The sequence below is a fragment of the Nocardia sp. NPDC050718 genome, from assembly GCF_040654235.1.
In the GTDB taxonomy this organism is placed as follows: Bacteria; Actinomycetota; Actinomycetes; order Mycobacteriales; family Mycobacteriaceae; genus Nocardia.
Window position 1 is genome coordinate 300,795 of the sequence record NZ_JBFAHQ010000004.1, and the last position, 12,660, is coordinate 313,454.

Genomic DNA, 12,660 nt, shown 5'->3' on the forward strand with positions numbered 1-12,660 from the left:
GCACGGCCGTGGCCGCGATCAGAGCTGTCGCAAGTCGGCGTGTCCGCATCACAGCGCGGCGCCCCTCTCCTCGATGAGAAACAGTGATTGATCCGTCGTGACCACCGCGCCTTCGGCGGCGGTCACCGTGACGATTCCGGCGTGGGTCGCCGTGAGTTCGTGCTCGAGTTTCATGGCCTCGACCACCCCGAGCAGCTGGCCCTGCTCGACCGCCGCACCCGAGGCGACATGCAGCCGGACGAGCGTTCCCGGCATGGGAGAACGGATTTCGGGGTCGGCGTCGGCGCCGGCGAGTGCGCGGTACTCGGCGAACCGGACCGCCCGGGTGACCCCGGAGATCTGGCACTCCCATCCGTCGCCGCGGCGCCGGACGGTGCCGGGCACGGAGTCCACCGTGACCGTCTCGCCGGTGTGCACGGCGGGGACGGCGGGTGCGGTGGCGTCGGCGCGCAGCAGGACCGCGTCGCCGGTGTAGCCGCCGACCCGCACGGTGACCGGCCTGCCGTCGACGGTGAGGTCGACGGTGCCCAGGTCGCCGTCGGCGGGATCGAGCCAGACGCGGTCACCGCCCGGTGCGCCCGCCGACCACGGCGTCGCCCGGTCGGGCGCGGCGAGGGTCGCCGCCACCGCGAGGGCGGCGAGCTCGTCGGGGTCGCCGAACTCGGTGACGGGGTCGATGCGGTCCAGGTAGGCCGTGTCGTGGTCGGCCGCCGCGACGATCGGGGCGTCGAGCACCTGTGCGGCGAAGCCGAGATTGGTCGAGATGCCGGTCCAGCGCAGCGCCAGGGCGGCGTCGCGGGCGGCGGCCAGGGCCGCGGCCCTGGTGGCGCCGGTCGCGACGAGCTTGGCGATCATCGGGTCGAAACCGCCGGTGACGCGCAGCCGTCGCGTGAACGCCCGCTCCACCCGCACCGGCGGCCAGTGGGTGACCTCGAGCTCGCCGGGGCACGGCAAGAACGACCGGAACGGGTCCTCGGCGTACATCCGCACCTGCACCGCGGCGCCCGACGCCGTGATCTCGGCCTGATCGGCGGGCAGCGGTTCGCCCGCGGCGACCCGCAGTTGCCACTCCACCAGGTCGACGCCGGTGATCTCCTCGGTGACGGTGTGTTCCACCTGCAGCCGGGTGTTCATCTCGATGAAGAAGAACTCGTCGCCGACCAGCAGGAACTCGAAGGTGCCGGCGCCGACGTACTGCAGCGCCCGCGTGCCCTGCACCGCGGCGGCGAGCATCGCCTCGCGCACCTGCGCCGGAATCCCGGGCGCGGGCGCTTCCTCGATCACCTTCTGATGCCGTCGTTGCAAGGAGCAGTCGCGGTCGAAAAGATGGACAGCGCTGCCGAATTCGTCACCGAACACCTGCACCTCGATGTGGCGCGCCCGCTCGGCGTAGCGTTCCAGGTGCAGGCGGCCGTCGGCGAAGGCCGCGGTCGCGGTGCGCGCCGCCGAGGCAAGCGCCGCGGGCAGCCCGGCCGCCGAGCGCAGGACCGACATGCCTTTGCCGCCACCGCCTCCCGCGGGTTTGACGATCAGTGGATAGCCGATGGCGGCGGCCGCGTCGACCAGCACGTCGATGTCCTCGGTCGCCTCGGCCGTGCCCGGCAGGACCGGCACCCCGGCGGCCGCCATGACGCGGCGGGCCGAGGCCTTGTCGGCCATGGTCTCGATCACCCGCGAACTCGGCCCGACGAACACCAGCCCGGCCGCCCGCACCGCGCGGGCGAAACCCGCGTTCTCGGAAAGGAACCCGTAGCCGGGATGGACGGCGTCACAGCCGGTGTCGGTGGCCGCGCGGATCAACGCCGCCGCGTCGAGGTAGCCGCCGGTGGGCAGCTGGACCGTGGTCACCGCACCGGCGTGGCCGGTCAGGTCGCGGTCCTCGTCGACGGCGACCGTCACGTACTCGATGCCGAGACGGTCGCAGGTGCGTGCGATCCGGGCGGCGATCTCGCCCCGGTTCGCGATGAGCAGTCGGGTGATCACAGCCGGAACACCCCGAAGTTCGCGGGCGCGGGCTCGGCCCGGTCCCATCGTTCGTGCGCCAGTGAGAGGCACTGGGCCAGCCACGATCGCGTGTCCTCCGGCTCCACCACCGCGTCGATCCACATGCGGGCGGCGATATAGGTGGGCAGCGACTGGCGTTCGAAACTGTCGATGATCGGCTGCTTGATGGCGGCCTCCTCGGCCGCCCCGAGTTCTTTGCCCTCGCGGCGCAGGCGGTCGCGTTTGAGGATCGCCATCACCGCGGCGGCCTGTTCGCCGCCGACGCCGGTGGAACGGGCATTGGGCCACATCGCCATGAACTGGCCGCCCATCGAGCGACCCGACATCGCGAAATTGGCGGCGCCGAAACTACCGCCGATCACCAGGGAGATCTTCGGGACCGTCGCGCAGGACACGGCATTGACCATCTTCGCGCCGTGCTTGGCGATACCCGCCCGCTCGTACTCCTCGCCGACCATGAACCCACTCACGTTGTGCACGAACAACAGGGGGATGCGGCGCTGGTGGCAGATCTGGATGAAGTTGGTGGCCTTGAGCGCGCTGTCGGGGAAGATCACGCCCTGGTTGGCGACGATGCCGACCTCGTAGCCGGCGATCCGCGCGGTCGCGCACACCATGGTGATCCCGTAGTCCTTGCGGTACTCGACCCAGGATCCGGCATCGACGACGCAGCGCAGGATCGCGCGCACGTCCATCTCCTTCTTGGTGCTGGCCGGAATCAGTTCCGGCAGCCGCGCCGGATCGTCGAGGGGTTCGCGTACCTCGAAGGCCGGGGGATGCACCCGGTCACCCGGGGTGCGCGCGACGATGTCACGGATCATCGCCAGTGCCTCGACCTCGTTCACCGCGAGATGGTCGGCGACCGCGGTCTCGCGCACGTGCAGGTCGGCGCCACCGAGGGTCTGGGCGTCGACGACCACGCCGGTGGCGGCCTCGACCAGCTGGGGCCCGCCGAGGAACACGGTGCTGAGGTCCTTGACCATCACCGTCTCGTCGCTCATGGCGGGGATGTAGGCGCCGCCCGCGGTGCAGATACCCAGCACCGCCGAGATCTGCGGCAGTCCCAGCGCCGACATCTCCGCGATATTGCGGAACATCTTCCCGAGGTGTTCCTCGTCGGGGAAGATCTCCTCCTGCAGCGGCAGATAGATCCCACCCGAGTCGGCCAGGTAGACACACGGCAGCTTGTACTCGCGGGCCAGTTTCTGGCCGCGCAGCTGCTTCTTGATGGTGAGCGGGTAGTACGTGCCGCCTTTGACGTGCGGGTCGTTGGCGAAGATCATGCACGGGCGGCCGTGGATGGTGCCGATCCCGACGATCAGCGCGGCGGCGGGCAGGTCGGTGTTGTACACCTCGTGCGCGGCCAGGCGGCCGATCTCCAGGAACGGCGTGCCGGGGTCGAGGACGCGGTTGACCCGTTCGCGCACCGGCAGTTTGGCGTCGCCCGGACGTCGGCGGGGCGCGACGATCTCGGCGGTGTGCTCGCGCAGCAGCGTGCGCTGACCCTCGAAGCCGAGGGTGTTCTCCACGGTGACGGTCATGCGGGCTGCTCCGCCCGCTGCTGATGCTCGGCCAGGCTCGCGCTCAAGGTGTCGGCGAAGCGGTGGATCGTCTCGGGCGCGAGATCGGCCCGCAGCATCAGGCGCAGGCCCGCGCTGCCGCGCCGGATGATCGGGAAGAACACGGGGGAGGTGTAGAAACCGGCCTCGAGCATGTTCCTGGCGACGGCCACGGTGACGTCCTCGCTGCCGATGGAGACGAACCGGATGGGCAGCCCGTCCCCGGCGAGTTCGGTGTCGACCAGGGAGTCGAACAGGCGCACCCGCTCGCGCAGCGCGCGCTGGAGGGTGTCGACGGTGCCGTCGTCGTGCAGATCGCAGGCGGCCACGATGGCGCCGAGCCCGGCGGTGTTCACCCGCTGCGACCACATCAGCGGCCCGCTCGTGCGCAGCAGGGTCGGCGTGCGGGAGTGGTCGCCCTCGGCGCCGTGGAAGATGACGCCGCCGCTGGCGCCGAAACCCTTGTTGAGCGAGGCGATCACGAGCGTGCGCTCGCGCCAGCCCTCGTAGGCGCCGAGGACGTACCCGCGCCCGCCCGGCCCGATGGTCGAGATGCCGTGCGCCTCATCGAAATACAGGAACAGGCCGTACCGGTCCTGCAAGCGGTGCAGTTCCCGTAGCGGCGCACCGCCGCCGGTGCTGTAGACGCCGTCGGCGACATAGGCGACCGTGGCATGGGTGCGGCACAGCTCTTCCAGGGCCGCGATGTCGTTGTGCTCGATGGTCACCAGCTCGGTCTCGTCGGCCACCAGCGGTTTCATGGCGTTGAGGCAGAAGTGGGCGTTCTTGTCGAACACCACCAGCGGTGGACGGCCGTCGGTGAGTTCGCCCGAGGCCAGCAGCGGCAGGGTGGCCCAGGCCGCCGCGGCACACGACGACACGGTCACCGCCTGGGCGCCGAAGGTGCGCGACAGGCGCTGTTCGGCCTCCTCCAGCAGCGACAACCGGATCCGCATCCGGGAGATGGAGGAGTTGATGGTCGCGGTCTCGTCGAGGCCGCGGTGCGCGCCGGCGACGATGCGCGGGTCGCTGTCGAGACCGAGATAGGAGTACGAGGAGAAGTTCACGATCGTGCGACCGTCGCGGTCGTTGACCAGACCGTCGCGCATGTCGGTCGCGACGATGTCGACCAGTCCGTTGGCCGTGCTGTCGTCCCAGAAGGTGTTGCTCAGGTGCAGCTGCCTACGGATGTTGGCGAACTGGTGGGTAACCATTCGGTAGTCCTTCGTTGGCGGTCGAGCGTCGATGAGGGTGTTCAGGTTCGGTTGTCGGGGGTCGCGACCAGCGCGACATTGGCCGCGGCGAGCGCGGTGAGCACGAGCGACCAGGCGAGCAGCCCGGTGAGCGCGGGGCCCGACAGCGAGGCGATGCCGGCCAAGCCCTGCTGGATCAGGGCGCACCAGGAGACGGCGATGGCCGCGCCGGTGGCCAGGTGACTGACAGCGTGCGCGGCGCTGTTGGGGAACAGCGTCGCCTGCCCGAACGTGGTGGTCACGTAACCGGCCAGGAAGATCGGCAGCGCGACGGCGCGCGGCAGGTCCACCGCCCAGACGACGGTGACCAGCACGCACCCGGCCAGCATGATCCAGGCGCCGCGGCGCATCATGGTGCGCGCGCCGACCCCGCGCACGGCCCGGCGCACATAGGTGGCGCCGCCGAGATAGGCGGCGCCGTAGAGCACGCCGAACAGGCCGAAGACCCAGGGCGGCAACGCGAATCGATCGGTGAAGATGAAGGCGGACTTCTGCTGGATCATCACGATCACGGCGAAGCCGATGCCACCGGCCACCGCGCTGGCGACGAAGGTCCGGTCACCGAACAGGCGCCGGGCCACGCCGCGTCCGGTCGCGGTCACCGCCGGTTTCGGCAGTGCGATGCGCAGCGCGGACACCACCGGGATCGCCGCGAGGATCGCGAGGACGACGAATCCGTAGCGCCACCCGACCGTGGAGGTGACGATGCCGCCGATCACCTGACCACCGCCGAGCGCGACCACGAACGCCATCGACAGCAGCGCGAGCTGACGAGCGAGGTCGGCGCCGGTGAACAGGTCCTTGATCATCATCCGCCCGACCACCGCGATGCCGCCGGCGCCGATCGCCTGGAGCACGCGCAGCCCCAGCAGTTCCGGGGCGTTGCTGATGACCGCCAGTGCCGCGCTGGCGAGCACGAAAAGCACCCCGGCCGCGACGAACGCGGGCACCCGGCCGTAGCGTTCGGCCGCCCGGCCCCACGCGACGACGGGCAGCGCCGCGAACACCACGAACACGGCCACCGACAGTTGCAGCACGCCCTCGCTCGCGCCGATGTCGGCGCCCAGCGCGGGCATCCCGGGAAGGTAGATCGTGGTGGCCATCTGCGCGGCGGTGACGGCGCCGCAGGCGGTGGCGACCACGGCCCGTTGCGTCGCCGGCGAGACGGTATCGGCACCCTCGCGCACGAACAATGTTGTCCCCCTGAACTATTCGGAATCTCCGGTTCGGGGTACAGGTATACGGCGTCAGGGCACGACGGGGCCATGGTTCGAATCGCCGTGATTCTCGTTAGGGGAACGAACGGGTGATGGCGACCCGGTGAACCGGCGGTGCTACCGCAACGCGGTCGTCTCCGAGGGCAACTCGCCGAACCGCTCGCGGTACTGCTGCGCGAAGCGGCCGAGGTGGAAGAAGCCCCAGCGCATCGCGGTGTCGCTCACCGACAGCGCGCGACCCGAGGTCAGGTCGTCGTGTACCCGGTCCAGGCGTACCGCGCGGACGTACGCGCTGGGCGACATGCCGACCGCGTCCCGGAATCCGAGTTGCAGCGCGCGGGCGGTGACACCGGCACGGGCGGCGAGTTCGGCGGTGGAGATGTCGGCGTCGGGGTGGGCGTGGATGTAGGCGACGGCGTCGCGGATCCGGGACGAGCCGATATTGGGCGCGGATCCGGTGAGCGCGGGGGTGAGCTGACTGGGCGCGGTGAGCAGGACCTGGGTCATGAGGGTCGACTCGAGGTCGCGGCAGGCCAGCGGCATCGTCGAGACGCCGCCTTCGCGGGCGAGTTCGGTGTAGACGAACCGGGTGGCGGCCACCAGGGCGTGGCCGGCGGGGGAGTCGGTCGGGAAGGTGAGATCGAAGCGGACCGGTTCGGGATCGCGCCTGCCGAGCAGGTGTGCCGCGTGGCGTTCGAGGGGGTCCCGCCGCAGGTTGATGTGGAAGTGCTCGGCGTCGGCGCTCCAGCGGATCGACAGCGGCGCGTCGTGGACGAAGGCCACGCCCGCCTGGCCCGCGCCGAAGGATCGGCGCTCACCGCGCTGCTGCACCGTGCTGTTCCCGGTGACGACCAGGTTCACGTGATAGCAGGACTGCATCGGTGGGCCGTCCAGGCGCGCGGTGGTGCCGTAGGTCATCCGGCCGACCGTGAGGCGTTCGGTGCGGACCGACTCCAGCGCGAAGTCGATCCCGGTGCGCTCGTCGAGGCGGAGTTCGTGATGGGCGAACGTGCTGGCGACGTGCGCGTGGGCGGCGGCCGGGTCGGCGGTGCGGAAAGCGTTCGCGCACGTCACCGGTGCTGCGGGCAACGATCCACCTTCCCTTCGAAGCGTGATGGGGGTCACATCAATGTGAATATAATATAAACTTGGCGCGAATTTGGCTAGTTTCGGTCCGTGGATATCCGCCCTTCGCTGCGCGGATTGTGACCTGGGTCTCCCACTCCTAGCGTCGTCCTCACGGCATTCGGCCGTACATCTCAGCCGCAGGAGGACCAGCTATGCCCGACGCATCGACACCGCCCGAGGTGATCCGCGAACCCCGCGACGGCACCTGTCCACGGTGCGGCGCCGCCGAGCTCCGCGCGTATCCCGTTGTCGCGGAACAGGGCTGGGTACGAGTCGTCAAGTGTCAGCGCTGCCTGCACTCGGTGGCGCGCGAACCCTGGCGTCGGCTCGGCCCCATCCAGCTGCTCGCCGACCTCGTCTGAGCGCGAAACACCTGAGGAGACAACCATGATCGCAGTCGATGTGGGCGGAACGTTCACCGATGTCGTCGCCTGGCGCGACGGCCGGATCCACACCGCCAAGATCTCCACCGACTACGCCGAGGTCGCGGGCCCGGTGCTGCGCGGCGCCGAAGTGCTCGGCGTCGCCGATGCCGCCGTGTTCAACCATGCCAGCACCCACGGCCTGAACGCGGTGATCACCCGCCGGCTGCCCAAGATCGGGTTCCTGACCACCGAGGGGCACCGCGACATCCTCGACATGGGCCGCGTCTGGCGCCCGGCCGAGGCCATCCTCGACCCGCACTGGCGGCGCAGCTTCGGCGACGCGTCCCGGCCCCTGGTGCAGCGCTACCTGCGCCGCGGCATCCGCGAGCGGATCACCGCCGACGGTGGCGTGCTGTTCGCCCTTGACGAGGACCAGGCCAGGGCCGAACTCGAGGTGCTGCGCCGATGCGAGGTCGCGGGCGTGGCGATCTGCCTGATCAACGCCTATGTCACGCCGGTGCACGAGCTGCGGCTGCGCGAGCTGGTGCGCGAGGTGCTCGGGGACCTGCCGTGTTCGATCTCGAGTGAGGTCTCGCCGCTGGCCAAGGAGTACGCGCGGGCCTCGACCACAGTGGTCGACACCCTGATGAAGATCATCTACACCGACTACACCGCCGGTCTGGAGAAGGGCCTCGGCGAGCTCGGCTTCGCCGGTCAGCTCAACTTCGCCGACTGCGCGGCCACCCTCGTCCCCGCGGCCCGCGCGATGGAACAGCCGTTCCGGATCGTGTTCTCCGGACCCGCGGCGGGCACCGTGGCCAGCGCCCACTTCGGCGCCCTGATCGGCGAGAACGACCTGCTCTGCGCCGATGTGGGCGGCACCTCGTGCGACATCAGCGTGGTCAGCGACGGCGAGCCGTTCGTCGACACCACCTTCGAGCTCGAGCACGACCTCGTGGTCAATGCCCTGGCCAACGACATCTCCAGCATCGGTGCCGGTGGCGGGAGCATCGTCGCGATCGGTCCCGCCGGTGAGATCCAGGTGGGACCCGACAGCGCTCGGGCCCAGCCGGGACCGGCCTGCTACGGCCGCGGCGGCACCGCGCCGACGACGACCGACACGTGTCTCATGATCGGCATCCTCGACGCGACGGACTTCGCCGGCGGTGAGCTCCAGCTCGACGCCGCCGCGTCCCGACGGGCCTTCGAGGGCCTCGACACCGAGCTCGACCTGGCCCATCGCGTGCGCTACGCCTACGAGATGGCGGTGAACAACATGGCCGAGGGCGTGTTCAACGTCGCCATCAAGAACGGCGTCGATCCCCGCGACTACAGCCTGGTCGCCTTCGGCGCGGCGGGCCCGATGCTGCTGCCCGCCGTGCTGGACACAGTGCAGTGCAAGCAGGTGATCGTGCCGCCCAACCCCGGCCTGTTCTCGGCGGTAGGCCTGCTCTCGGCCGACCAGGTCTTCACCGTCAATCGCAGCGCGTACCTCATGCTCACCGCAGGCGCGGCGCCCGCCATCGACGCGCTGTTCGTCGAGATGGAGGAGCAGCTGCGGGCGCAGGCGGGCGACGGTTCGGTGACCCTGGTGCGCAGCATGGACGCGCACCTGGCCGGACAGAGCTGGGAGACACCGTTCGTGCCCGTCCCCGGCGGACTCATCGACGACAGGGCGGTCGAGCTCATGGTGTCGGCCTTCCACGACACCTACGAGGCGCGCTCGGGCAACCGGTTCGAGGCGATGCCGGTGGAGGGCGTCACCTTCCGCGTCCGCGCGATCCTGGACACCCCGAAGGTCGAGTACGCGCGGATCGACACCCGCGGCGCGCAGAACGGTCCACTCACCCCCGTGCGGACCGTCACGCTGCGCTACCTCGGTGACCTCGACGCGGACGGCGTCGGGGCCCAGCAGGCCCACGTCTACGACCGCGCGACCCTGTGCGCGGGAGATCGGTTCGACGGGCCGGCGGTCGTCGAGGAGGGGCTGTCCACCACCCATATCGGCGCGGGGCACCAGGCCCACGTCGGCGCCTACGGCGAGATCGTGATCCGGAGGAAGTGACGATGTCCAGCACCACCATTCCCGCCGCGCCCCGGCTGCGCGACCTGTCCGACGCGCAGTTCCACGAGCGCTACGGGTGCGACCGGTTCAGCGCCACCGTGCTCACCAACCGGCTGCGCTACGCGGTCGAGCACATGTCGACCGGGTTCATGCGCGAGGCGTTCTCGCCCATCATCCGCGACTGGTACGACTTCGCCTGCACCATCAGCGGTCCCGCGGACAAGGGCTATCCGATGGCCGTGGTCAGCAACAGCCTGGTCGTGTTCCTCGGCACCATGGGCGACGCGGTGCGCAATGCCGTGGAGGAGTACGGTCCCGAGAACCTGCGTCCCGGTGACGTTCTCATCTGCAACGATCCGTACCGGGGTGGCAGGCACGTCAACGACGTGGCCTTCACCCGGCCGGTCTTCGTCGACGACGAGATCGTCTCCTACGTCACCATGTGCGCGCACCAGCTGGACATGGGAGGCACGGTGCCCGGCGGGTTCTCGGCGACCAAGGCCAATGTCTACGAGAACGGGCTGGTGATCCCGCCCATGCTGCTGTGGTCGGGCGACGAGCCGGTGCGGTCGACCTTCAGCCTGATCTTCGACAACACCCGCTGGGGCGGCATGCTGCTGCCCGACTTCAAGAGCATCTTCCAGCAGCTGAAGCTGGGGGAGCGGCTCGTCCACGAGAACATCGACCGGTACGGGCTGGCGGCCTACCTCGGCACCCTGGACTACGCGTGCGACACCTCCGCCGAGCGGATGCGCGACGCCATCGCGGCGGTGCCCGACGGCGACTACGCCGGCTCGGCGCTGATCGACGCCGACGGCCTCGACGACAGCATCGACTACACCGTGCGGGTGCTGGTCCGCAAGCGCGGCGAGGACATGGAGATCGACCTGTCCGGGACCTCGCCCCAGGCCCGCACCTGCATCAACTGCGGAGTCCTCGACGCGAAGACCGCGGTGGGCGTGGCCTTGACGATGCTCCTCGATCCGAAGGTGCCGTTCACCTCGGGCACCTGGCGCAATGTCGACCTCGCGGTGCCACCGGGCACCATCGTCTCCTCGCTCCCGCCCGACGGCGGCATCATGATGTTCTGGGAGGCCTCGGGCGCGGTCGCGTCGGCGATCTTCGACGCGCTCAATCCCGTGCTGGGAACGCAGGGCGTCGGCGGCGACTACGGGTCGACCAACACCCACAACGCCTCCGGCGTGCGCCCCGACGGCACGCCGTGGACCTCGGCCACCCAGTGCGGTGGCGAGCACGGCCCGTGGGGTGCCACCGAGGCCGGTGACGGTGACAGCTACACCGTGCTGTTCACCCTCAACAACCTCGATCCGGCGACCGAGACGATCGAACGCGATTCGCCGGTGGTGTTGCTGCGCAAGGAACACGCCATCGACACCGGCGGTGCGGGCGTGTTCCGCGGTGGCGCGGCGAATCTGAAGGACGCGCTGTGGCTCACCGCGGGGGAACACCACCTGTCGCCGTTCCGCACCAAACAGGCCACCGGGGTGGGCGCCAACGGCGGCGGCTCCGGGCCGACCGGCGCGATGTGGCTGTTCCCGCCCGGGGCGGACGGGACGGCGCCGGGCATTCTCGGCACCGGTCCGGAGGTGTACGCCGACAGTGTTCCGGTCGCCGGCGTGCTCGATCCCGAGACCAAGGCACTCGACCCGGTCGACGGCAGGTATCACTACTTCGCCGCCGAGCCGGTGTGGTCGACCGTGCCGAACACCGTCCTGCGCTGCCTCACCAATGGCGGTGGCGGCTGGGGTGACCCGCTGCGCCGCGATCCCGACCGCGTGCTCGCCGACGTCCGCAACGAGTACGTGAGCATCGCGGGCGCCGCGCGGGACTACGGCGTCGTGGTCGTCGGCGACCCGCGGACCGATCCCGAGGGGCTGCGCGTCGACCTCGACGCGACGGCACGCCTGCGGGCGGGGCGGTCGGCATGAGCTACCGCGAGACATCGGATATCCAAAGGAGAATGACATGAAGGGCGTCGTGTTCCCGGGTGACGGGACCGTCGTGCTGCGGGACTTCCCCGAGCCCGAACCGGGGTACGGCGAGGTCGTGGTGAAGATCCGCGCCTCCGGGATGTGTGGTTCGGACCTGCACTTCTATCATGGCGCGTTCGATTTCGACCACGCGGTGATCCAGGGGCACGAACCGTGCGGTGAGGTGTACGCGGTCGGCCCCGGCGTCGACCCGGCGCGGATCGGCGAGCGGGTGATGATCCACCACTACATCGGTTGCGGAACCTGCCGCCGGTGCCGGGCGGGGTGGCCGCAGATGTGCGAGACCGCGCCGGGCAAGACCATGGCGGTGCACGTCGACGGCGGTCACGCGCCTTTCGCCCTGGTACCGGAGTCCTCGCTGCTGCCGATGCCCGACGGCCTCTCCTTCGAGGCGGGCGCGGCGATCGGCTGCGGCACCGGCACGGCGTGGGGTGCGATCAAGCGCCTCGGCAGCGTCGCGGACACCACGACGGTCGTGCTCGGGCAGGGCCCGGTGGGACTGTCGGCGACCATGTTCGCGGCGTCGATGGGCGCCAGGGTGATCGCCGTCGATGTCGACGACCGGCGCCTGGCCCACAGCGCGAAGTTCGGGGCCGACCTGGTGGTGAACTCGCGCGCGCAGTCGCTGACCGACGCGGTCGCCGAGTTCACCGGCGGGCGCCTGGCCGATGTCGTCCTGGAGACCTCGGGGCGGGCGAGCGACGACGCGCTGGCGGTGCTCGGCACCTTCGGCCGGGCCGTGTTCACCGGGCTGCCCGGGGACGTGCGGTTCACCACCCAGGCGGTCTACAAGAAGCAGTGGACGCTGCTGACCTCCTGGACGATGTCGTCGATCGAGCAGGCGCGCTGCGCCGAGTACGTGGTCGCCCACGATCTTCCGGTCGACGAACTGTATTCGCACACCTGGACCATCGAGCAGGCCGACGAGGCCTACCGGTGGTTCGACAAGCAGGACGCGGGCAAGGGCGTCTTCCTGTTCGACTGACCGACGCGGCACTGCCCGCCCGGTGATCTTCAGCAACGCCCCCGGCGCTCGGCCGGGGGCAAAGGGAGTAAT

General features: G+C 70.2%; 9 protein-coding genes. 4 read left to right on the forward strand and 5 right to left on the reverse strand.

The annotated features are described in order from the left end of the window. Positions 1-48: 48 nt before the first annotated feature. From AB0H54_RS20410 to AB0H54_RS20430, 5 genes are all read right to left on the reverse strand, one after another. A complete protein-coding gene (locus tag AB0H54_RS20410) occupies positions 49-1,983 on the reverse strand; it encodes a biotin carboxylase N-terminal domain-containing protein (protein ID WP_357346880.1) in 1,935 nt (644 codons plus the stop codon). Further along, on the reverse strand, positions 1,980-3,545 hold the full coding sequence (locus AB0H54_RS20415) for a carboxyl transferase domain-containing protein (RefSeq protein WP_357346881.1): 1,566 nt from the start codon (positions 3,543-3,545) through the stop codon (positions 1,980-1,982). Before AB0H54_RS20415 ends, AB0H54_RS20410 begins: the two co-directional genes overlap by 4 nt. After that, complete coding sequence (locus AB0H54_RS20420; protein WP_357346882.1) at positions 3,542-4,777, reverse strand: aminotransferase class I/II-fold pyridoxal phosphate-dependent enzyme; 1,236 nt, start codon at positions 4,775-4,777, stop codon at positions 3,542-3,544. Before AB0H54_RS20420 ends, AB0H54_RS20415 begins: the two co-directional genes overlap by 4 nt. Positions 4,778-4,818: 41 nt before the next feature. Continuing rightward, positions 4,819-6,003, reverse strand: coding sequence for an MFS transporter (locus tag AB0H54_RS20425; RefSeq protein WP_357346883.1), 1,185 nt, complete (start codon positions 6,001-6,003; stop codon positions 4,819-4,821). 147 nt (positions 6,004-6,150) lie between these two features. Continuing rightward, positions 6,151-7,122: an AraC family transcriptional regulator gene (locus AB0H54_RS20430; RefSeq protein ID WP_357346884.1), complete on the reverse strand. Its 972-nt coding sequence runs from the start codon at positions 7,120-7,122 to the stop codon at positions 6,151-6,153. A 191-nt stretch (positions 7,123-7,313) separates the two neighbouring features. On the opposite strand from AB0H54_RS20430, the gene AB0H54_RS20435 reads away from it, so the two are divergent. From AB0H54_RS20435 to AB0H54_RS20450, 4 genes are read left to right on the forward strand one after another with little or no spacing between them, the layout of a single operon-like run. Beyond that, the gene (locus AB0H54_RS20435; RefSeq protein WP_357346885.1) at positions 7,314-7,523 is read left to right on the forward strand and encodes a hypothetical protein; all 210 of its coding nucleotides are present in this window, start codon (positions 7,314-7,316) and stop codon (positions 7,521-7,523) included. Between the two features lie 25 nt (positions 7,524-7,548). Next, on the forward strand, positions 7,549-9,591 hold the full coding sequence (locus tag AB0H54_RS20440; protein ID WP_357346886.1) for a hydantoinase/oxoprolinase family protein: 2,043 nt from the start codon (positions 7,549-7,551) through the stop codon (positions 9,589-9,591). Positions 9,592-9,593: 2 nt separating this feature from the next. Then, entirely contained in the window at positions 9,594-11,540 is a 1,947-nt protein-coding gene (locus AB0H54_RS20445) for a hydantoinase B/oxoprolinase family protein (RefSeq protein WP_357346887.1), read from the forward strand. Positions 11,541-11,577: 37 nt separating this feature from the next. Further along, positions 11,578-12,588 (forward strand): alcohol dehydrogenase catalytic domain-containing protein, encoded by a 1,011-nt coding sequence (locus tag AB0H54_RS20450; protein ID WP_357346888.1) that lies wholly within the window; start codon positions 11,578-11,580, stop codon positions 12,586-12,588. Positions 12,589-12,660 lie beyond the last annotated feature (72 nt).

Coding starts and splice junctions, on each gene's coding strand:
- AB0H54_RS20445 (WP_357346887.1), top strand. CDS start 9,594: ATGTCCAGCACCACCATTCCCGCCGCGCCCCGGCTGCGCGACCTGTCC.
- AB0H54_RS20435 (WP_357346885.1), top strand. CDS start 7,314: ATGCCCGACGCATCGACACCGCCCGAGGTGATCCGCGAACCCCGCGAC.
- AB0H54_RS20440 (WP_357346886.1), top strand. CDS start 7,549: ATGATCGCAGTCGATGTGGGCGGAACGTTCACCGATGTCGTCGCCTGG.
- AB0H54_RS20415 (WP_357346881.1), bottom strand. CDS start 3,545: ATGACCGTCACCGTGGAGAACACCCTCGGCTTCGAGGGTCAGCGCACG.
- AB0H54_RS20450 (WP_357346888.1), top strand. CDS start 11,578: ATGAAGGGCGTCGTGTTCCCGGGTGACGGGACCGTCGTGCTGCGGGAC.
- AB0H54_RS20420 (WP_357346882.1), bottom strand. CDS start 4,777: ATGGTTACCCACCAGTTCGCCAACATCCGTAGGCAGCTGCACCTGAGC.